The sequence below is a fragment of the Desulfovibrio sp. 7SRBS1 genome (assembly GCF_049723905.1).
Classification (GTDB): domain Bacteria; phylum Desulfobacterota; class Desulfovibrionia; order Desulfovibrionales; family Desulfovibrionaceae.
Window position 1 is genome coordinate 2,484,998 of the sequence record NZ_JBJKFD010000001.1, and the last position, 19,341, is coordinate 2,504,338.

Annotated in this window: 16 protein-coding genes and 1 pseudogene; 6 read left to right on the forward strand and 11 right to left on the reverse strand. The window is 56.6% G+C overall.

The genetic code is table 11. The features are described from left to right. Window positions 1-3 precede the first annotated feature (3 nt). From proB to ACI0FJ_RS11280, 4 genes are all read left to right on the forward strand, one after another. The gene (proB, locus tag ACI0FJ_RS11265; protein ID WP_424303274.1) at window positions 4-1,155 is read left to right on the forward strand and encodes a glutamate 5-kinase; all 1,152 of its coding nucleotides are present in this window, start codon (window positions 4-6) and stop codon (window positions 1,153-1,155) included. 297 nt (window positions 1,156-1,452) lie between these two features. Then, complete coding sequence (locus tag ACI0FJ_RS11270) at window positions 1,453-1,770, forward strand: hypothetical protein (RefSeq protein ID WP_424303276.1); 318 nt, start codon at window positions 1,453-1,455, stop codon at window positions 1,768-1,770. Window positions 1,771-1,780: 10 nt separating this feature from the next. Continuing rightward, a complete protein-coding gene (locus ACI0FJ_RS11275; RefSeq protein WP_424303279.1) occupies window positions 1,781-2,086 on the forward strand; it encodes an amphi-Trp domain-containing protein in 306 nt (101 codons plus the stop codon). 72 nt (window positions 2,087-2,158) lie between these two features. Further along, the gene (locus ACI0FJ_RS11280) at window positions 2,159-2,647 is read left to right on the forward strand and encodes an amphi-Trp domain-containing protein (protein ID WP_424303281.1); all 489 of its coding nucleotides are present in this window, start codon (window positions 2,159-2,161) and stop codon (window positions 2,645-2,647) included. Window positions 2,648-2,994: 347 nt separating this feature from the next. Here ACI0FJ_RS11280 and ACI0FJ_RS11285 read toward each other — a convergent pair whose 3' ends face one another. The 9 genes and pseudogenes from ACI0FJ_RS11285 to ACI0FJ_RS11325 all read right to left on the reverse strand — a co-directional run bounded on the left by ACI0FJ_RS11285 (window position 2,995) and on the right by ACI0FJ_RS11325 (window position 15,487). Further along, complete coding sequence (locus ACI0FJ_RS11285) at window positions 2,995-5,418, reverse strand: Cache 3/Cache 2 fusion domain-containing protein (RefSeq protein ID WP_424303284.1); 2,424 nt, start codon at window positions 5,416-5,418, stop codon at window positions 2,995-2,997. Window positions 5,419-5,889: 471 nt separating this feature from the next. Beyond that, window positions 5,890-6,789 (reverse strand): methyl-accepting chemotaxis protein, encoded by a 900-nt coding sequence (locus tag ACI0FJ_RS11290; protein ID WP_424306546.1) that lies wholly within the window; start codon window positions 6,787-6,789, stop codon window positions 5,890-5,892. Further along, window positions 6,772-8,301: pseudogene (locus ACI0FJ_RS11295) on the reverse strand (Cache 3/Cache 2 fusion domain-containing protein); the annotation flags it as partial. The gene ACI0FJ_RS11290 and the pseudogene ACI0FJ_RS11295, both read right to left, overlap by 18 nt. 347 nt (window positions 8,302-8,648) lie before the next feature. Further along, on the reverse strand, window positions 8,649-10,427 hold the full coding sequence (locus tag ACI0FJ_RS11300) for a response regulator (RefSeq protein ID WP_424303287.1): 1,779 nt from the start codon (window positions 10,425-10,427) through the stop codon (window positions 8,649-8,651). Beyond that, window positions 10,417-11,445, reverse strand: a complete 1,029-nt coding sequence (locus tag ACI0FJ_RS11305) for an ABC transporter substrate-binding protein (protein ID WP_424303290.1) — start codon at window positions 11,443-11,445, stop codon at window positions 10,417-10,419. Before ACI0FJ_RS11305 ends, ACI0FJ_RS11300 begins: the two co-directional genes overlap by 11 nt. Before the next feature lie 207 nt (window positions 11,446-11,652). After that, window positions 11,653-12,987 (reverse strand): BPL-N domain-containing protein, encoded by a 1,335-nt coding sequence (locus ACI0FJ_RS11310; RefSeq protein WP_424303293.1) that lies wholly within the window; start codon window positions 12,985-12,987, stop codon window positions 11,653-11,655. A 172-nt stretch (window positions 12,988-13,159) separates the two neighbouring features. Beyond that, window positions 13,160-14,026, reverse strand: a complete 867-nt coding sequence (locus tag ACI0FJ_RS11315) for an IS3 family transposase (RefSeq protein WP_424306474.1) — start codon at window positions 14,024-14,026, stop codon at window positions 13,160-13,162. Window positions 14,027-14,037: 11 nt separating this feature from the next. Continuing rightward, complete coding sequence (locus ACI0FJ_RS11320) at window positions 14,038-14,313, reverse strand: transposase (protein WP_424306476.1); 276 nt, start codon at window positions 14,311-14,313, stop codon at window positions 14,038-14,040. A 178-nt stretch (window positions 14,314-14,491) separates the two neighbouring features. After that, the gene (locus ACI0FJ_RS11325) at window positions 14,492-15,487 is read right to left on the reverse strand and encodes a DUF1848 domain-containing protein (protein WP_424303296.1); all 996 of its coding nucleotides are present in this window, start codon (window positions 15,485-15,487) and stop codon (window positions 14,492-14,494) included. Between the two features lie 243 nt (window positions 15,488-15,730). Here ACI0FJ_RS11325 and ACI0FJ_RS11330 point away from each other — a divergent pair, with 243 nt between their 5' ends. Further along, complete coding sequence (locus ACI0FJ_RS11330; protein WP_424303299.1) at window positions 15,731-16,009, forward strand: type II toxin-antitoxin system RelE/ParE family toxin; 279 nt, start codon at window positions 15,731-15,733, stop codon at window positions 16,007-16,009. 50 nt (window positions 16,010-16,059) lie between these two features. Beyond that, complete coding sequence (locus tag ACI0FJ_RS11335; protein WP_424303302.1) at window positions 16,060-16,389, forward strand: HigA family addiction module antitoxin; 330 nt, start codon at window positions 16,060-16,062, stop codon at window positions 16,387-16,389. Window positions 16,390-17,020: 631 nt separating this feature from the next. On the opposite strand, the gene ACI0FJ_RS11340 is transcribed toward ACI0FJ_RS11335, so the two are convergent. Further along, a complete protein-coding gene (locus ACI0FJ_RS11340) occupies window positions 17,021-19,033 on the reverse strand; it encodes a hypothetical protein (protein ID WP_424303305.1) in 2,013 nt (670 codons plus the stop codon). 2 nt (window positions 19,034-19,035) lie between these two features. After that, window positions 19,036-19,269 carry a helix-turn-helix transcriptional regulator gene (locus ACI0FJ_RS11345; RefSeq protein ID WP_424303308.1) on the reverse strand — a complete coding sequence of 78 codons (234 nt, stop codon included), beginning with the start codon at window positions 19,267-19,269 and terminating at the stop codon, window positions 19,036-19,038. Window positions 19,270-19,341: the final 72 nt, after the last annotated feature.

Sequence of the window (19,341 nt, forward strand, 5' to 3'; positions counted from 1 at the left end):
CACATGGACTGGCGGGAACGAAAGGAAAAAGTACTGCATGATGCCAAGCGCATCGTGGTCAAGGTGGGCAGTGCCGTGCTTACGGGCAGGCAGGGCCTGGACCTGCGCGTGGTCAACCGGCTGGCAGACCAGATAGCCAAACTCCACGACGACGGCCTGGACGTGGTGGTGGTATCCAGCGGTGCCGTGGCTGCGGGCCGCAAGGCCATTATCCACTGCCAGAACTGCATGGAAGGCGAAGGACTGCCGGACAAGCAGGCCGTGGCCGCCATAGGCCAAAGCCGCCTGATGCACGAGTACGACGAAGCCTTTGCACGCTACGGCAAAACCACGGCCCAGGTATTGCTGACCAAGGACGACTTCAAGAAACGCCAGCGGTATCTGAACGCGCGCAACACCCTGCGCACCCTGCTTTCCTGGCACGTCATCCCGGTCATCAACGAAAACGACACCGTGGCCGTGGCCGAGCTGAAATTCGGGGACAACGACTCCCTGGCAAGCATGGTCCTCTCCCTGGTGGAGGCCGACCTGTTCGTGAACCTGACCAGTGCCAAGGGCGTGTTCGACATGAACCCGGACACCAACCCGGAAGCCCGTCCCATAGAATACATAGAGGATATCGCCCACCTGGATATCGACGCCGCCTGCGACGGCAAGACCAATGTGGGATCGGGCGGCATGCACTCCAAGCTCCAGGCGGCCCGCCGCGTGGCCCAGCTGGCCGTGCCCACGCTCATTGTTTCCGGGCTGGAACCCTTCGCCCTGGAAAAGGCCCTGTCCGGGGAAACCAGCGGCACCTGGATCATGCCCGAGGAAAACGCCGTGTCGGCCCGCAAGTTCTGGCTGGCCTACAACAGCGAACCCGTGGGCTCCATATGGGTGGACCAGGGAGCGGCCCGCGCCCTCATGGAAGGCGGAAAAAGCCTGCTTTCGGCCGGGATTTCGCGGGTGGAAGGCAAGTTCGGCAAAGGCGAGCTGGTACGTATTCTGGATTACCAGGGCCAGACCGTCGGGGTGGGACTCAGCAACTACAATGCGGACAATCTGCGCAGGATCATGGGCAAAAAGTCATCGGATATTCCGGAAATTCTCGGCCCCGGCATGTATTCCGAGGCCGTACACCGGGACAACCTGATGCTGGACCCCGCCTTGTAGCATTCGCTGTCTCGCTCTCTTTTTACTTTGCTATCACCAAGCCGGTGCCCGTAGGGGCACCGGCTTTTTTGTGGTCAATTCCCGGATTTTTCCGCGTAAAAAATAAAAAAACAAACCTCGCCTAGGGCGGATCAAGAAAACAGAACAATCGCTAAAAGAAAAAGACAAGCACCATAACCTCCTTTTATTACGGGAAATACAATTATAGAAAAAAACATGAAATAGTGTTTGACAATAATATAAAGAACACATAGCACACAAATTATGTACAAAATCTGTACAGAATGAGGAGCACAAGTGAGCGTATTCAAAAAAGAAGCCGAGACAAAACGCGTCATTTTCAATGTACGCCTCGACCTGGCGGAACGTCTGGAAAAAGCCAAAGAAGACGCCAGAATGTTGGGGAAGAAGCTCGACCACGAAGGCGTGATAGACAAGGCCCTGGAAAAATTTCTCCACAAGGCGGAACGCAAACTCGAGGAATTGCGTCTCGAAACCGACAAGAAAGGAAGTGTACAAAGGACTTCCCGCCCTAGTGGTGACGAGATGGAAATCCCCGAAGATTGCGACGGGGAGATTGAACAAGCCAACGAGCCAAACCAGGACCTGGAATAAGGAGTCGACAATGGGATCCAAATCCGAATCCATGAAAAAGGAAGAAGTCCGTCTGTCGTATGATGCCGGGGTGCTGCTGCGCCAGATTGCGGAAGGCTTCTCCCACCGCAAGTTCACGTTTGCATCCGAGGATGGCGACGTTGTTGTGGAAATTCCCGACGAAGTGAAAGTCAAATTCGCGTTCAAGGAAAAGAACAAGAAAGACGGAACGAAAAGCAAGCTCAAGGTGGAGATGGCATGGTTTACGCCCTGCTGCGACCAGCCTGAAGAGTGTACCACCAAAAGCAGCGAGGCTGCCGGGAAAAACGAAGAATAATGGCCCTCGCCTCGGCGGGCGAAAACTTTGTACAGGCAGAAAGCCCACACACCACAAATCCAGGAGGCGGAGATGAAAGTTGAGAAAATAGACATTGAGGGCAACCTCAAGTTGGAATCGGTCTGCACCTATCTGGAAGATATCGCCGCCAGCCTGCGTGCCGGGCGCGTCTGTCTGAGCAGAAACACGGACTTCGTCACCCTGACACCTTCCGACCTTTTGGAAGTGTCCATTGCCGCGGGCAGCAAAAAGGGCAAGGAAAAGTTGAGCCTGCGGCTGGAATGGAAAACCGAGCTGAACTCCCCCGACAGCCAGACAATTTTCGCCGTGAGCACCGAGGAACCGGTCCAGGAAAGCGAACCGGAAAAATCCGAGGAAACGGCAGCCCAAGAGCCGGAACAAAAGGCCTGCCCCACCAAGGCAGCAGAATCGCCCAAAGAAGGCCCGGCACAACCCGCTGAAACCAAAGCCGAAGCCGCGCCCAAGGCTGCGGAGAAAAAAGAACCTGCCAAGCCCGCGGCCAAGAAACCCGCGACCAAAGGCAAAAAGGCTTCCAAATAGCCAGAGCAACAATCATTTGAGATGATAAAAAAAGACCGGGGATTTTCCCGGTCTTTTTTGTGATGGGCATCTTCTGTCACCGAAATTTCAAGCCCGAACTGTTCAAACTCATTGTGGGCGGTTCTGGACAGCTTGCCTTCTTATCCAGGCGGCTCAGGACTACGCAAAGTAAATTTTTCGCGGCAACGCAGTTAGCGTGCCGTTATGAACGACCTATCGCGGGCGGCTCAGAATGGTGCGAAAACAAGGCGCAATGGAAATGAAGTCGTGAAGTGTGCTCTTCTGCACATGAGCGATCTTCATTTCCTGCGGCAACGCAGTTAGCGTGCCATTCTGGGCCGCCTGGCTTACCCGGCTGACTGCATTTCGCCGATAAGACGTTTCAACTCCCCAGCCTGCTGCGCCAGCTCTGTAATGGCCTGGCTGGCCGCGCCCATGCCCTGGCTTGTATCCATGGAAATTTTGGTTATTTCCTCCACTGCGAGATTGATTTCCTCGCTGGAGGCCGACTGTTCCTCGCTGGCCGCGGCAATGGACTGCACCTGCATTGCGGTCTCGTCCACCATGCCCACAATGGCTTCCAGGGCCTCTCCGGACTTTGCGGCCAGGTCTGTGGATTCGCCAATGGCCTTGGTGGCCAGTTCGGTTTCCTGCACACTTTGGTGGGTACCGCTCTGGATGCGGCCGATGGCTTCGGTAACCTCTTTGGTTGCGCTCATGGTCTTTTCCGCGAGTTTGCGCACCTCGTCGGCCACCACTGCGAAACCGCGTCCGGCGTCTCCGGCCCGGGCCGCCTCGATGGCGGCATTGAGGGCAAGCAGGTTGGTCTGGTCGGCGATATCCTCGATAACCCCGATGATCTGCCCGATGCCCTGCGCCCCTTCTTCCAGATCCTGCATATTGGTGCGCAGTTCCTCGGCCATTTTGTTGACCTTGCCTATGGAGGCCACGGCATTACGGACAATATCGGCCCCGTTGCCCGCCACATCCTTGGTGCTGAGGGCGTTTTCCGAAGCCTGGGAGGCATTGCGGGCCACTTCCAGAACTGTGGCGTTCATCTGCTCCATGGCGGCGGCTGTTTCCGTGGTGCGGTCGTTCTGCAGCTGGGCGCCCTGGCTGGCCTGTTGCACCTGGGCTGCCAGTTCCTCGGCTGCCGCGGAAACCTGATCCGCAATGGCATTGGCCTCGGCCGCAATGTGGGCGATCTTTTCGTTCTGTTCCAGAATCTGCTGTTCCTGATTCCTTATCTCGGTCATGTCCAGATAGAGACAGAAGCCGCCGATGATCTCCCCGTCCAGATCATGCAGCGGAACCACATTGGCCCGCACGTACCGGGCGTTTCCTTTCCGCCCTGTAATGGTCACGTCCTTGTTGCGCACCACTTCGCCGGTCTTCATAACCTGGGAGACAACGGTACTCTTTTGGGGGTCCCCGTAAAAGAGCTCTCCCAGAGTCATCCCCAGACACTCATCCGTTGTCTCATCCACTTCCAACATGTCCAGACAGGGCTGGTTGGTGTAGACGACTTTTTCCGAGGTGTCCGTCACAATACCCGGCACGCTCAGCCCTTTGAGAATACTTTCGGAAAAGCCCAGCTTGGCCTTGATTTCCCCTACCATGGTCTGCACCGCTGTAATGGTGTCGCGGATGGAATCCGGCGCATCGTAGGTAATGGTGGCGTCGTAGTTTCCTTCGGCAACGCTGGTGGCGTATTGTACAAGCCGTTTGAGCGGCGCGCCCACAAGCTTCATGGCAAAGGCGGTGATGAGGCTGGCAAGAAGCAACAGGGCTACCGCGGTCATGGCGCTGGACTTCACCACTGCCATGTCCGCACCCTGCAGCATGTCGGCGTCCTTCATGCCCACGGCGATATAAAGATCCCACGGTTGGAAATAAAGAACATAGACGGTCTTGGCCACGCCCTTGTCCATGTAGTGATACAATCCGCCTTCTTTATTGAACACGGTTTCCGGCAGGCCAAGCTCTGTTACGGACTGCCCCAGCTCTCCCTTGTTCTGGTCCACAAGGATATTTCCCTTGGGCCCGAAGGCCATGGCGAAACCGTGGCCGTGGATGTTGGCTCCGCCAATGGTCTTGTCCACATGCTTGGTGAGCATTTTCCGGCCCGTATAGATGACGGCGACAATATTGCCCTTGGCGTCCTTGAGCGGCTTGTAGGCCGTAATGTACCAGGCATTGACCACAAAGGCCGTGCCCCGGAAGGTTTCGCCGTTCATCACCGCCTGGTAGACCGGGCTGGATTCGGGAATATAGGTACCAGTGGCGCGGGTGCCGTCGAGCTTGCGCACGTTGGTGGAAATGCGCACCAGCTTGCCCGGAAGCACCTGAAAAATGGTGGCCGTGCCCCCCACCATCCGCTGCACCTTGTCCACCACGCCGGGATCGTGCAGCTTGGCGAAGCTGGCCTTGAGCGTGGGAAGTTCAACCTGCTCGGATGCCTTGGTAACCTGGTTGACGATGGTCAGCTTGCGTTTCTCGGCGTTATCCACATACAGGAGAAGGCCCAGCCCTTTTATCTCTTTTTCCAGAAGCGTCAGGTCCGCAGCGACTTTTTCCTGGGTAATGTTGTTCTGCCCGTCCAAATCATTGTAGAGCGCTTCGCTGACGGACATAATGGTTGTGTTCGCAAGTTCGGTGAGAGAGGTCTTCACTTTCAGAAGGGTGACTCCTGTAAGCAAAACAATCGTCAATAAAACAATACCCATTGTCGTCAGAATAATCTTCACATTGAAAGAAAGGCGGCTGAACATACCTCTTCTCCAGATTACTCACAAACATTGCGAATAGTTAAATGCCCACCAAAGCGACGGCAGCAAACATTTATAATTGACTTATTTTTTTTACTATTACTAACCGGGCACATATCAGTCAATACTCATATATACTTTATACAATATTTTAAGCATATCAGATCAGCACCTTAGGGCAGTTTCAGACACAAGGTTATCTCATATGGCACCTCTTATTGTTTTGCGTTTTCCGTGCAATACAATATATCCGCAACGTATCCACGGGCGGCTTTTAATACAAAAACCGGGAAGATTCCCGGTTTTCATTCGTCTCAATCTGTACGGTTATTGTCCTTGCATTCCGAAACACCCGTTTGCCCGCCAAACACAGGCAAACGTTTTGTGGACACCGGCCTGGTGTGATGTGCCGCTTGCTTTACCGCATATATTATGATGCGGCAGAACAAACGGCACGAGAGTATAGACGCGGCACTAGTGCATGTTGCCTATCAGCTCCTTGAGTTCGGCAGCCTGACGCGCCAGGTCGGCAATGGCTATGGTCGCCTCTTCCATGCCCTGGTTGGTCTCTGCGGAAATCTTGGTAATGTCCTCGACCGCCCCGGTTATTTCCTCGCTGGAAGCCGACTGCTCTTCGCTGGCTGTGGCAATGGACTGCACCTGCAAGGCGGTTTCATCCACCATGCCCACAATGGCGTCCAGGGCTTCTCCCGACTTTTCAGCCAGGGCCGTGGACTCGCCAATGGCCCGGGTGGCCATTTCCGTCCCCTGGGTGCTGTGCGCGGTGCCGCGCTGGATACGCCCAACAGCCTCGGTGACTTCCTGGGTCGCGCTCATGGTCTTTTCGGCCAGTTTGCGCACTTCGTCGGCCACCACGGCAAAGCCCCGCCCTGCGTCTCCTGCCCGCGCGGCCTCGATGGCGGCATTGAGGGCCAGCAGATTGGTCTGGTCCGCGATATCGTTGATGACGCTGATGATGGTGCCTATTTCCTGGGCCCGAACGTCCAGCTCCTTCATATTCTCGCGCAGGTCCTCGGCCATGTGGTTGACCTTGCCGATGGAAGCCACGGCCTGGCGCACCACCTCGGCACCTTCCGCCGCATGGGTCCTGGCGCTGGCCGCGTTTTCCGAAGCCTGGGACGCATTTCTGGCGACCTCAAAAACCGTCGCGTTCATTTGCTCCATGGCGGTGGCTGTTTCCGCCGTGCGGTCCGACTGCTGCTGCGCCCCGCGGTTGGCCTGCTCCACCTGTATGGCGAGCTGTTCGGCTGCCGAGGAGACCTGATCGGCAATGGCGTTGGCCTGGTCTGCCACACGGGCGATATTTTCGTTCTGCTCCAGAATTTTGCGTTCCTGGGCCTTGATCCCGGTCATGTCCAGATAGAGGCAGAATCCGCCGATGGTCTTTCCGTCCAGGTCCAGCAACGGGGCGACATTGGCCCGCACATGGCGGACACCTCCTTTGCGCCCGGTCAGGGTCTCGTCCAGATCACGCTCGGTCTCACCGCTTTGCATGACACGGGCAACAACTCTTTCCTGCTGCGAATCGCCGTGGAACACATCGGCCAGCCCCATTCCCAGGCAATCTTCCGGGCTCTGGTCCATCTCCAGCATTTCAAGGCAGGGCCGGTTGATGTAGACGATCCGGCCTGCGCTGTCCGTTACAATGCCCGGCACGCTCAGCCCCTTGAGGATGCTTTCGGAAAAGCCAAGCTTGTGCTTGATTTCCTCCACCATGGTCTTGACCGAGGAAATGGTGTCGTGAATGGCATCGGATGGCGCGTACTCGATTTGGGCGTCGTAATCGCCCTGCGCCACACGGGAGGTGTAATGCACCAGCCTTCCCAGCGGCGCGCCCACCAGCTTCATGGCAAGCCCCGTAACCAGCGTAGCCAGAACAAGCAGCACCACGCCCGCTATGGCACTGGAACGCATCACCTTGAAATCGGCGCCCTGCAACATGTCGGCATCGTTCATGCCAACCGCGATATACCAGTCCCAGGGCGCAAAATAGCGCACATAGGCAGTCTTGGGCACGTTGTTCTGTACGTAATGATAAAACCCATCCTTCCGCGAGAGCACCTTCCCGGAAAATCCCATGTCGGCAACGGAAAGGCCCACAATGTCCTTGTCCGGCGAGGAGAGCACCTTGCCTTTGGCATCAAAGGCAAAGGCAAAGCCCTGCCCCTGGATATTGGCTTCCGCAATGGTCTCCCCCACATGCGGGGTAAGCATTTTCCGGCCCGTGTAGAGCACCGCAATGATGCGGTCCCGTACGTCGCGGATGGGCTTGTAGGCGGTGATGTACCAGGCATTGACCACGTAGGCCTTGCCCTGGAAAACGTCGCCGTTCATCACGGTCTTGTACACCGGGCTGGACTCGGGGATATAGGTGCCGGTGGCGCGGGTTCCGTCCTGCTTGCGCACGTTGGTGGCAATGCGCACCAGCTTGCCCGGCACCACCTGAAAGACGGTTGCCGTGCCGCCCACCATTTTTTGCACCTCGTCCACCACAACAGGGTCGTCCAGGGTTGTGGAGCTTGCCACGATGGTGGGCAGAGCCGCCTCTTCGGACGCTCCCGTCACCTGGTTGGTGATGGTCATCTTGATGGTCTTGCGCTTGTTTTTATAGAGCATTCCGAGGTTCTCCACCTCCTTTTCCAGCAGGGCGAGATCGGAAAGAACTTTTTCCCGGGTGATTGTATTTTGTCCGTTCAAGTCGTTGTACAGGGTGTCGCACACGGAATGGATGGTCGTATCCGCCAGATCCCCCAGAGACTCCTTCACCTGAAACAGCGTTACCACCGTCAGCAGCAGAGTTGTCGCCAGGACTATCCCCACGGTGGTCAGAATGATTTTGGTATTGAACGACAAACGCTTGAACATGACATGCTCCACAATCTTGAAAATTGAATAGACATCGCGCACCTCGAAAGAAGTGCCGAATTTGTCAACTAACCAAAGTAAAAAGAGATTGCAATCAAACTTATTTTACATTTTTATCATTTCAAGACACAAACCATCCACATGCGCAGGGGCCATACTCACAATAACGACGAGTTCGTTACCCCTTCGACATTCTTTGAAAAAGAATAGGTTACAAAGAGAAAAAGGCCGGAACACAAAGTGTTCCGGCCATAGATTTACATTGCACGCTCAATACATGACGAATTTTCAACCAGACGGATAAAAAACAGAAACAACCGCCCACATTGCCATAGGTGCCAGCCCCCCTACTGTGGCCCCCCTCCCAGAGTACCCAGCAGGTTCACCAGATCGTCCATTTCAAAGGGCTTGGCCAAATACCCGTTTGCCCCTTCGCGCAGGAACGTTTCCCGGTCGCCCTTCATGGCATGGGCAGTCAGGGCGATGACCGGCACGTTACGCACTTCTTCGAACTCTCCATCCGTACGCAACCTGCGGATGGCTTCCATACCGTCCATCTCGGGCATCTGGATATCCATGAGCACCAGATCGAAGGTTCCCTCCCGCAGCCGGTCCAGCGCCTCAAGCCCGTTGTCCGCACATACGACATCCGCCCCCTTTAAAAGCAGCAGCTTGCGGGCCATCATCTGGTTGATCCGGTCGTCCTCGGCGAGCAGCACACGCAATCCTTCCAACCCAAACGCCTTGGCAGGAGCCTGCCCCGTATCCTCCCGTTCCACCCCAAGGGCAGTGACGGATACGGTAAAATAGACAAATGTGCCCTTGCCCGGCTCACTTTCCAGGCACAAATGCCCACCCAAAAGCGGAACCAGCTTGCTGACGATGGACAATCCAAGGCCAACGCCCTGATGGCGGCGGGTAAGCGACCCGTCCACCTGTACGAACGGATCGAATATCCCACCCAGCTTTTCGTGTGGAATACCCACCCCGGTATCCTGCACCGAGAACAGCAGACGCGATGTGGCCCTGCCTTCATCCAGAAAACAGGCCCGGAGGGTGACGGAACCGTGGCTGGTGAATTTCAGCGCATTGCCCACCAGGTTGAACAATATCTGTTGGATTCTCGGCTGGACCCCCTGCAGCCCCGGCGGCAACCCACCCTCGACTTTGAAATCGAGCTTGATACCGCGCTCCTGCGCCTGCACCTCGAAGTTGTCGGCAACCTCCTGCAAGGTCTTGCGCAGGTCGAACTCGGTCTTTTCCATCTCGACAACGCCCGCCTCCATCTTGGACAGGTCAAGGATATCGTTGATAAGGGCAAGCAATCCACGCCCCGAGGAACGGGCCACGTCCACATACTTGACCTGTTCCTTGTTCAACCCGGTGTATTCAAGAAGCTGGAGCATGCCGAAAATGCCGTTGAGCGGCGTACGCAGCTCGTGCGACATGTTGGCCAGAAATTCGCTTTTGGCCTCGCTGGCCTGCTCCGCACTTTCCTTGGCCAGCACAAGCTGCTGCTCCGCCTGTCTGCGGGCCGCCAGGGAGCGCAAAACCACCACCGCCCAAAACACGGCGATAAACACCCCGAACGCGGTCATAATTGCGGCGAACCACAAGGTCCGGTCCGCGGTATGACGGACGCGGATACGTGCCAGCTCCGCAACCTCTTTCTGGCGCTCCCGAATCATCTCCCGCAGATTGAAAAATTCGTCCTCGGCCTTGTTGTTCATCAAATGACGCGCCGTGTTCAAGGCAAAGGCATATTGAAGCTGAATGACGGAATCCAAGGTCTTGCGGTGTTCCAACAGCAGCTTCGTATCCAGCCCCGACGCCCGGAAACGCCACACCAGCTCGGCCATGTGCCGTTCATACCCTTCCTTGCTTTCGTCCATCCGCGTGGGGCTGGTACTGCCAAGAACCTCGAACACAAAAAAACGGTTTTCGTCCAAAAGTTCCATCAGCGCCTTCAGCTGCAACTCATGGGAAAAGACCTCTTCCTGCTCGTCCATCACCCGATAGGCATTGTAGTAGGCAAAGGTACCCAGCCCCATAAGGACGAGAAGCATGCACAGGAAGGCCATGAGAAGGTGGCCCCCAAGAGAGGAACGCAGCGAACTAGGGAACATGCTCTCCCTCCAACCGCAGGGCCTCCATCAGATATTCGGGTACAAAGATCTCCCGAGGAGGAATTTTGCGGGAAACCATCTCGTACTCGTATAAAAATCGGGCCGCATCCCGGAGGTAGCTGGTGAAAATACCTCCCGGACGGTTTCGGGCCACCAGCTCCCGGGGCGAATGAATGACCACGCGGGAAAGCTGCCCGTGTATCGCTTCTTCACTAAAATCCGGCAGACGGAAAAATAAGCGCTCGTTTATAATGTCATAAAAAGCCTTTTGGTTGGCCGGGTCCTGCAGCCACCTGACGGCCCGAATCCAGCCCCGCAGGATGGCAACCACATCCTCCCGCGGAAACTCCCTCAGCTTGTCCGCCATCACGCTGATGACCTCGGGGATAATGCCCGGATAATCCGCCGAGGTTGCCACGCTCTGCCCGCCCCCAAGCCGTATGGCGCTGTCCACCACAGGCTCGAAAAGCACCACGGCCTTGAGACGGCCCATGATGAACTGCTCTGCCAGGTCTTCGGCAGGCAGGGAGATCACTTTGACGTCCGAAATGCTCCGCCCCTGCGTTTTCAGATACTGATGCAGAAAATAGTGCAGCGCCCCATACCGCGCATACACCCCGACGGGAAGTTTTTCCCCCTTGCCAAGGCTGTCAAACTGCATCCCCTTTTTGACCACAATCATGTCGCCGCCGTGCGAAAGGTCCACATCGGCAAGTATGCGCACCCCGTGGGAATGGTCATGGAACCATATGAGATTCGCCCCCATGCTCATGCAAAAATCCACCGTTCCCACCAGCAAGGCTTCCTGCATCATCACGACGTCATCGTAATTCTCCACCTTCACATCCACACCAAGGGCGCTCCAAAGCCCCAGAGCCTCGGCCACCTCCAGCGGCACCCAGCCCATCCAGGAGGCAGATCCTATACGGTAGGTTCTGGCCTCGGCCTTCCACGGGCAAAAAAGCAGCCCGAACAGAAGCCAGACCGCAATACTCATATGGATTTTTGAATTCGTCATACGTATCTCCCCGCACTCAAAGTATAAATCCCGCCCGGCGGACTGCACATGATTTTTCAAAGAAGGTCGGCACGGCTGCGTGTTCCCCGACTATGCAAAGCCACAAAGGCAGAAAGAAAAAGGGAGAGACAGAAGAAAGACGGTGCAGGAATTTCCCCATGCAAACACACGGGAAGCATCCCGCAAAAAAGTCTTTTTTGTGCAGCCCTACACAGGGCTTACCATGAAAAAGACAAGTTCTTCCAGCAGAGCCTGCATTTGCCCGTATATTCCCCCGGAACTGGGAGGAGGACCGAAAAGTGCCCGGCGCTGCTCCTTGAGACCGGTCATGCACACGGCCTGTGGCGAGTGGGACAAGGCCATGTCCAGCCGTTCGGCCAGCAGATAGCCGGAGACGCCGGCGCAAAACTCGCGCATCAGGGCGGCAAACGTTTCGGAATTCTCACGCCAGTACTGCAAGGCCGCGTTCCCTGGATCTTGCGACAGGCAGTACCGAACCAGGGCGTACAGCGAATTGATTGCCAGACCGGGCAAGCCGCGCCGCCAGCCCATAAGCCAGGAGTTGCGCTCAAACAGCAGAAAATGATCCGTGCCCTGGGCAATGATGCCCTGCAGGCAGGTACAGGCGGAAAGCAGGGTCGGGTCTTCCCAGATTTTTGGCTCCAGGCGCAGGTTCCATTCCGGCACCTCGGCACCGCCTTCCGGGTGATCCCGCAAACCGCCAAGCTCGGCCAGCAGAAAGGCCAGCCAGCCATTGGCCTGGGGCGAGGCAGGCGTTTCCAGGTGGGCATAACTCAGCACGTACCGCCCCTTGCCGTACTCCCCCTGCACCAGACACGGCTGGCCGCACATGAAATCGGGCCGCAGCCGGATGCCGTACTGCTCCTCCCAAAGGGACAGGGCCGGTTCGGGCAGGTCGGCCAGACGCATGTCCGCCACCCAGAAATCTTCGTCCGGCACGTCGTATGTTGCCAACACGCTCAGGCCGCTGTCGCCATCCGGTGCAAAACGCGACGGCCACCAGACCGGCAGGGTGAGGCTGCCTATCTGGTCGGAAGATACGGGCATGGTGTCGTCAGCAGGAGGCTCAGCCACGGCCTCAGGCAGGGTATCAGCCCCATCAGCAGGTCCACCAGAAAAGAAATCGGGCGTCAGTTCGTGCTCCAGGTTGGGCCGCACCCGCATGTGGCCGCTCACCAGATGCTGCAACCGGCTTTCAAACGGTTTGCGGCACCACGGGCACAGCTTCAGCCCGCCGTCGGACAGGCCCAGCCCCGCGCCGCCGCAAAAGCCCAGATAATTGCCGCCGCCGGAAACAAAATCCCGCACGGCCTGCACACCTTCGTGCCCCAGGGTCTGCGCCTTGCGCCGCGCATTGCCGCCCGGCACAACCAGCAACCCGGGCCGACCAGAGACCAAACAGCCCCCGGCCACGTCCGCGCCGCGCACCAGCCGCATGGGCACGTTCCAGGCCTGCAACGCCTTGAGCACCAAAAGGCCCCATATATGGGAATCATCCCAAAGTACTTGTATTTCTGCCATGGAACAAAACTAACAGGGAGGAGCAGGCGGGGCAAGGAAAGGGAAATGAAGGGAGAAAAGACGGAAAAAAGGAGGGGAAAAGAAGGGGAAAAGAAGGGGAAAAAGGCAACTGAGGGAAACCCCTTTTGCAAAAGGTGAAGTGCCATATAAAAAATGGACATTCTCTGAGAGGTTAGTCCGCTACGTTACTTTTAGCCTGGTGGATGTTTTCATATTCCACCGGGCTTTTATAACCGATTCCGGCATGCCGCCGTTTCCTGTTATAAAATCCTTCCAGGAACATGAAGATATCCAGTTTGGCTTCGGAGCGGGTCTGGTACCTGCTCCAATTTACCCATTCCCTTTTCAGCTTGCTGAAAAACGTTTCTGCAACGGCATTGTCCCAGCAGTTTCCCCTGCGGCTCATGCTACAAACCATTCCATTTTGACTCAGGGCTTTTCTATACAGTTCGCTGGTGTATTGACAGCCTTGGTCGCTGTGATGGAGCAATCCCGCTTTGGGGGATCTGGATTTAACGGCCATTGTCAGAGCCTTGCAGGCGAGATGTGAGTCCACGCGTTCCGACATTGCCCAACCCACCACGCGTCTGGAGAACATGTCCAGAGTAACAGCAAGATACAGCCAGCCTTCTCGTGTCGGAATATACGTAATGTCCGACGCCCATTTCTGATTCGGTGCCGAGGCTAAAAACTGTCGTGAAAGATGGTTTTCAGCCACAGGCGGATTCGGTCCAGTTTGACAGGGATAACGATGTTTTCGCTTCAACTTGGACTGCAGTCCAGCAGCCGCCAGCACCCGCCGCACTGTCTCCGGGCAACACCAAAACCCAACCTGCTCCACGACGTCCATATGCACCTTGCGATAGCCGTAAATTCCCCTACTGGCGTGATACGACTTCTGTGCTGCGGCAAGGACCAGCTGCCGCTTCAACGCCAGTCTACCGGGCTTTCGCCTTGCCCACGCATAATAGCCGCTTCTGCTGACGGACAGAACTTTGCAAAGAACCTTCGTCGGGTAATGTCCCCTTTGCTTTGCGATCCACGCGTACTTTACAGGGACTCTTTTGCAAAGTACGCCGCTGCCTTTTTTAGAATTTCATTCTCCATGCGCAGGCGGGCATTCTCGTCCCTCAGCTTGGCATAATCGCTGGCAGCTGACGTGCTTTCCTCTCTGGGAGAAAGTTCGCCACTTGCACGATACTTTCTAACCCAATCACGAACTGACCAGCCGCTACAGCCAAGCTGCTGTGCAACCTCAGAAAAGGAATACCCTTGTTCGACAACAAGCTTTGCCGCTGACAACTTGAAATCTTTTGAATATCTCATACGTGCCACTATGCTCTCCTGTTGGAGCGAACAGTAACCTCTCGGTTCGTGTCCGTCATCTATAGGGCACTTCAAGGGGTTTCCCTCAGACTCCCTTCCTCAAAAACCTCTACGCTTGGAAACGGTTGGGCGCAAAAGGCGACATTGATTGCGCTACGGCAAAGGCGGCCCGAGCGTGCTAAAGAATACCGTCCCCGCCCACGTCATGCAGTAATTTGTTTTTCTCCACGACCTTCTCGGAATGGTTTGCATAGCAATAGATGCACATGTGTCTGCACGTGTTATACATCCCCACATCTTTGCTTTCGATGCAGCCGCACGCTTTGCGCTGCCCTGCGGCCTTGCATAGTTGCACATCGTAGGATTGGGGCAGCAGGCTCATCTGATCTTTTTGAATGCCCAGATACTTTTGCAGCCTATGGTTGGTTGCCCTGCAAATTCGGGCAAACTGGTTTCCATCAACGCACTTGTTGTGCGCAATGCCCAAATGTTCAAAGGATCGTGGTTCGCCGCAGGTAAAGGCTTTCATTTGAAACCGGGATGCGATTTCGGCTATTCCCCGGGCAAGCTGGTCCTCCTCGTCAATTGTCGGCTCACGAAGCAAGGGGACATTGTTCTTTTTGATGTTTCTTTGCACCTTGGCATAGGCGGACACATCCACGAAACTGAACACAAGCTGCTCTGTAAACCCGCCAAGCGCGTCCGCAATGCGTTCAATCCGGTCCAATATGTTCTGCACATCAATGGTATCGGACAGGCAAATGGGATCGAACCGCCAGATGACCCGATCTTTGCCTTTTGAGCGGGACAACCTGCGGAAGGTTTCCAAACGCTGCTGCAATTCTGGAACGCGCGGTTCAAAACCCACATCCTCGTAATCGTTCACCGTGAACTGAAAATAATAGTCGATCCCCATCCCGTCGATTTCATCCAAAAAGGGAAGCAGCGGCGTCGGGTTCTTGGACCAGAAGACAATCCCACCCACCTGGCTGAGATCGTAATAGAAATCCTTCTGATTGAACGGATTCCGCCACCGCAAATACCCCGCCCGCAGCCGGTTCATGAACCACTCGGCATAAAACGCGGGAATGTCGGTGGACCGACTTGCCGAGAGCAGAACCGGCGATTTTGCTTCCCGCTCCACATTGTCCACGACTATTGTTGTCTTCTTCACTCCACGAACTTCCTTTGCAATGCAAAAACCTCAGCCCTCAGCTGCATAACTTTCATCCCAGAACCATGACGACCCCACACCTACAATGCGGTTCGCGGCATGTCGATTCCGGGCGCTTTGCCCAACCGGACAGGGGTGGAAGAGCACACAAGCGACTTCAATTTCGCCGCGGCAACGCCGCTATCGTGCCGTTCCCGCCTCCCTGAGATTGACAAGAGTCATGAGCCTCGTTACACATGACACATGATGGTTTCATTCAAAGGGAAAATCGCTCCCAAGCTGTGGGACCGTCAAAAGACCAAGCTCCCGCCTGAACTTTGGGAAAAAGCCCTTATGAAGCTTATGGTTATAAACCGTGCTTATTGTCTTGAAGACCTTCGTGTGCCACCGGACAACCGCCTGGAAGCACTCAAAGGAAGTCGTGAGGGGCAATACAGCATACGCATCAATGCCCAATGGCGGATATGTTTTGCCTGGGACGGACAAAACGCTCACGATGTGGAAATCGTGGATTATCATTAAAATGTTCCTGCAAAACAAATATATAAATGCCATACTGGGAGGAATTACAAATGAATGAACGCGTCATTGCCCCTATCCATCCGGGCCGCATTCTCAAGGAAGAATTTCTGGAACCTCTTGAAGTGTCGCCGGGACAACTGGCCATTGCCATGGGAGTTCCGAGCCAACGCATCTACGATGTCGTGGCCGGAAAGCGCGGCATTACCCTGGACACTGCTTTGCGTCTTGCCAAGTTTTTCGGAACCTCGCACCAAATGTGGCTCGGGTTGCAGGCTGAGTATGAATTCCAGAAGGCCCAGGACGAAGGGCTGGTGGACCGCGTTGCGCAAGAGGTGCGCCCTCTTTCTCCGGAACAAAGGAAGATTGTTGTGGCCTCATAATATGAGGTTCGGCTTACATTCACTCTGAGCCTGCCCACTGACACTTGCCCAACAGTTCCCCGCCGAATTTCCCTTTCCCGGATCAAAGCCGCTAGCACACCGCCCTATTCCGATACCCCTGACAGAATGGTATGAAAGCCAGGCGCAAGGCGAATTGAAGAGCGACGTGTACTCTTCTCGTACACAAGCGACTTCAATTTCACCGCGGTAACGCCGCTATCGTGCCGCTCTGTCTCCCCAGGCCCAGGCCTCAGGCGGGCGGGAACGCGGCTAGCACACCGCCCTATTCCGATGCCCCCTGGGGAGGCAGAATGGTACAAGAGCAAGGCACGAGGGAAACTCAAGGCCGACGCGTATTCTTTCATACGCGAGGATTTGAGTTTACCGCAGTAACGAAGCTATTGTGCCGCTCTGTATCCCCAGGTGCGAGAGCAAGGCGCAAGGCGAATTGAATCGCGACGCGTACTCTTCTCGTACACAAGCGACTTCAATTTGGCCGCGGCAACGCCGCTATCGTGCCACTCTGTCTCCCCAGGCCCAGGCCTCAGGCGGGCGGGAATGGTGCGAGAGCAAGGCGCAAGGCGAATTGAATCGCGACGCGTACTCTTCTTGTACGCGAGCGACTTCAAATTCACCGCGGTAACGCAGCTATCGTGCCGTTCCCGCCTGCCTGATACGTTTTGATTAACCTCTCCCGCCGCTGCTCGCTACAATACATCCACTCGGAAACCGGAACCAATCTGTGGCCCTGCTCGATACGGAAATGACGCTCCAGGCCGTTGGGGTTGCGCTCGGGATGGCGGGGGGCTTTGCATTTGACGATGCGGACCGCGCCTATGGTGGCGCCGGGACGGTGCAGCAGGCAATCCATGGCAAGGTAGAGCCGGGCCTTTTCCGCTGTGGATTCCCCGCCCCTGGCGTACAGGGCACCGGACTTTTTCTGCATGGCTATCACGGCCACGCCGCTTCCCAGCGCATCGTAGATACGCCGAATTTCCGAGGCATTGCGAAAATACTCCCCTTCTATTTCCTCCAGAAAGTCCACCACAGTGATGCCGTCCGGGTTGTGCGCCTTGACCAGGCCGTCGAACCCTTCGGAGCACTCTGCGGCCCGAACCCGGTGCGACCACTGCTTGAGGGATGGACACAGGGGGGAGACGCGCTGCTTGTATTCGGCAACGCCCATTTCGGACATGAGGTAGACGAGCCCCTGTTCTGTGTTCAGATTGTCTCTCAGAAGATTCAGGAGAAAGGCGGTCTTTCCGGCATTGGTTGCCCCGGCTACAAGAATCACCGCCTTGGGAGGCAGCGCCGCAAGGTCGGACAGGCCGAGCGGCAGATTGAGAGGAAAATCCCCGCCCTCTGCCGTTTCCAAGTCCACCCAGTCCACTTCCGCCCGGAGGATGTGGTACTTTCCGGCCACACGCCGGTCCCGCACTATCCTTCCTTCTTTGATCAATGTGTATAAGGCGTCGGACCGACGCTTCTTGTCCTGCCGCAAAACAAGATTGAACTCCCGGTCCACTTCGGAAGAAGTAAAGGAACCACGCTGGGTTGCGACCCATTCCCGAAGTTCCCCGGTAAGGTTTCCCTCAAAGCGCTCGGGGCGGGAAAATGCGGTTTTGCCCGATGCCGACCGGCATTGTCCGGTTCTGTCCGACGCCGACCGGCCCTGACCGGTTCTGCCCGATACGTCCGCCTTGTCCGAAACGTCCGATTGCCGCCAGGGGTCGTATCTCTCCCGGTTGTCGGCCACGGCCTTGTCTATGGTGCCCTGGCCATAGGTCCGCCCATCGGCATGATGACGCGCATCCCACTTGGCGCGGTATAGCCCGCTGGATCGGAACACGCGGTCCATGCGTGCCGGGTCTCCGCCCAGCCAAAAGGCCAGCCGGAAGCACAAGGCCATGTCGGCAGCCGAGTGGTCCCCGCCGTAGTCGGAGATATCCCCGGCCATGAGCCGGGCGAACAGGTCGCCGTCCTTTGCCCGGCAGGCGCGCTCCAGAATTTCCTCGTCAGAGAGGGGAAGCGGCCTTTCATGGGGGGCAACCATCTCCTTTGCCGGAGGAAAGATCCGGGCGTGCAGGCTTTCCAGTTCGGCCTGGCGTTCCTTAATGGCGCTGCGGCCCCCCAGGACGGCTCCGGTCACGGTCAGATACCGGCCCGAATCGTACATTTCCAGCATACCGCCCTCCCCCACTGCTTTTTTACGGCCTCCCGGAGGCAGCTTGCCCCGGACAAATATCCGCAGCCCCTGCCGGGAGGGGGAAACCTCGGCGTACGAGGCCATATCCTCCACAATCCGCCGCGCCCAGGGCGCAAGCGTGCCGTCCCCGCGCAGGCAATGGTCCAGATCTATCCCGGCAAAAGGGGTTTCCGGGGTCAGCACAAAGCCCACGCCACGCATCCCGGCCCAACGGTTCGCTTTGTAATGTTTCCAGGCCGTGGCAAAGGGCGCCCAGGTGGCCGGATCGTTGGCCTTGGCGTTTTCGTTGGAATGGGGATTTACAGGGGGCTTGGTCCACCGGGCTTTTTCCCCTTCACCACGCAATACCGCACGCCAGCAAACCCACTGGGGGATGCTCTTCAATTCCTCGGGAATACCCACCTCTTCCGGAGGGAGCCAGTTCGGTTCCAGTACCATGGCTACGCCTCCCGGTCCGGGGCCGGAACACGCGGAAGGGAGTCCACCCAGGCGTCAACGTCGCGGATGTCGAACCACGTTCTGCGGTTGTGCTTGATAACCGGCAGGGGAATCTGCCCACGGTGAAGCCGTACCCTGACGGCATTTGCACTCAGGCCCAGATACCGGGCCAAATCTTCAACTGTCAGCAACCGGCGGCCTTCCATACCGCACGAAGAAGAAAAATCACTTGCCAATGTCCATGCCTCCAAACTCTCGTAATTTCGGGAGGTTGCAGCCATCCCAACAGGCGACGAACTTGACAGGCG

What these genes read in the sequence shown, in the direction of transcription:
- ACI0FJ_RS11285 (WP_424303284.1), bottom strand. Translation starts at nt 5,418, where the DNA reads ATGTTCAGCCGCCTTTCTTTCAATGTGAAGATTATTCTGACGACAATG.
- ACI0FJ_RS11330 (WP_424303299.1), top strand. Translation starts at nt 15,731, where the DNA reads ATGATGGTTTCATTCAAAGGGAAAATCGCTCCCAAGCTGTGGGACCGT.
- proB (WP_424303274.1), top strand. Translation starts at nt 4, where the DNA reads ATGGACTGGCGGGAACGAAAGGAAAAAGTACTGCATGATGCCAAGCGC.
- ACI0FJ_RS11340 (WP_424303305.1), bottom strand. Translation starts at nt 19,033, where the DNA reads ATGGTACTGGAACCGAACTGGCTCCCTCCGGAAGAGGTGGGTATTCCC.
- ACI0FJ_RS11290 (WP_424306546.1), bottom strand. Translation starts at nt 6,789, where the DNA reads ATGACCGGGATCAAGGCCCAGGAACGCAAAATTCTGGAGCAGAACGAA.
- ACI0FJ_RS11335 (WP_424303302.1), top strand. Translation starts at nt 16,060, where the DNA reads ATGAATGAACGCGTCATTGCCCCTATCCATCCGGGCCGCATTCTCAAG.
- ACI0FJ_RS11280 (WP_424303281.1), top strand. Translation starts at nt 2,159, where the DNA reads ATGAAAGTTGAGAAAATAGACATTGAGGGCAACCTCAAGTTGGAATCG.
- ACI0FJ_RS11310 (WP_424303293.1), bottom strand. Translation starts at nt 12,987, where the DNA reads ATGGCAGAAATACAAGTACTTTGGGATGATTCCCATATATGGGGCCTT.
- ACI0FJ_RS11275 (WP_424303279.1), top strand. Translation starts at nt 1,781, where the DNA reads ATGGGATCCAAATCCGAATCCATGAAAAAGGAAGAAGTCCGTCTGTCG.
- ACI0FJ_RS11305 (WP_424303290.1), bottom strand. Translation starts at nt 11,445, where the DNA reads ATGACGAATTCAAAAATCCATATGAGTATTGCGGTCTGGCTTCTGTTC.
- ACI0FJ_RS11320 (WP_424306476.1), bottom strand. Translation starts at nt 14,313, where the DNA reads ATGAGATATTCAAAAGATTTCAAGTTGTCAGCGGCAAAGCTTGTTGTC.
- ACI0FJ_RS11300 (WP_424303287.1), bottom strand. Translation starts at nt 10,427, where the DNA reads ATGTTCCCTAGTTCGCTGCGTTCCTCTCTTGGGGGCCACCTTCTCATG.